Origin of the sequence: Vulcanococcus limneticus LL (assembly GCF_002252705.1) — a bacterium.
GTDB classification, from domain to species: domain Bacteria; phylum Cyanobacteriota; class Cyanobacteriia; order PCC-6307; family Cyanobiaceae; genus Vulcanococcus; species Vulcanococcus limneticus.
This window is the reverse complement of sequence record NZ_NQLA01000160.1, coordinates 1-352: the sequence shown is the minus strand read 5'-3', so window position 1 is coordinate 352 and position 352 is coordinate 1. Positions and strand designations below refer to the sequence as shown.

Annotated in this window: 1 protein-coding gene; it reads right to left on the bottom strand. The window is 61.4% G+C overall.

Features of this window, described 5'->3' with window-relative positions:
- A partial coding sequence (locus tag CJZ98_RS17895) for a transposase (protein ID WP_198537985.1) occupies positions 1-284 on the bottom strand: 284 nt, incomplete at its 3' end.
- Positions 285-352 lie beyond the last annotated feature (68 nt).

Here is a 352-nt window from a genome sequence, read left to right as displayed (position 1 = left end):
CCGGCGAAACGGCGCATGGTGGGCACCTCGATCAGCGCCTCTTCCATGCCTGGGTCGCTGAGCGAATACCACTGCTGCATCAGGTGAATCCGCAGCATCGTGGCGAGCGGGTAGGGAGGTCGGCCGCCTTTCGTGCTGGTTCTGGGGTAATGGGGTTCGATCAAGGCGATCAGTGCCTGCCAAGGCACCACCGCTTCCATCTCAGAGAGAAACGTCTCTCGCTTGGTGCGCTTCTTGGCGGTGGTCAGCTCGTAATCCGAGAAACCGAGCTGCTTGCCGCCCATCAACCCAGTCCTTGCCTGTGATCACTGAGCCATTGTCGCGCGGATGGCCTGGGTTTTCCAGGGTCTCC